Below are 316 nucleotides of genomic sequence, written 5' to 3'. Positions count from 1 at the left end.
GGCGCTGAACGAAGAGGGCATCGCGGTGCGCACCGGGCACCATTGCGCCCAGCCGATCCTGCGCCGCTTCGGGGTGGAAACCACGGTGCGGCCGTCGCTGGCGTTCTACAACACCTACGAGGAGATCGACCGCCTGCTGGACGTGGTGCAACGGCTGGCGTCGGTCCGCCGCGGCGGCTGAGCGCGGACCCGCCCGGACGGCGCGGCATGGGGCGCGGGACGGGGCCGCGCGCGTGTTCTAATACGCGTTTTACGAGCCCTTGAACCCTGACACGGTTCCCCTGCCTCATGTTGCGCCTGACCGAAATCATCCTGC

Annotated in this window: 1 protein-coding gene; it reads left to right on the top strand. The window is 69.3% G+C overall.

The window, feature by feature from the left end; all coding sequences use genetic code 11:
* Positions 1-181, top strand: a 181-nt coding sequence (locus N865_RS21390) for an aminotransferase class V-fold PLP-dependent enzyme (protein WP_034810306.1), incomplete at its 5' end; no start/stop codon positions are given.
* Positions 182-316 lie beyond the last annotated feature (135 nt).

Source organism: Intrasporangium oryzae NRRL B-24470 (assembly GCF_000576595.1).
GTDB lineage: Bacteria > Actinomycetota > Actinomycetes > Actinomycetales > Dermatophilaceae > Intrasporangium_C > Intrasporangium_C oryzae.
The sequence above is the reverse complement of the archived record's forward strand: the minus strand, read 5'-3'. Positions and strand labels throughout refer to the sequence as shown.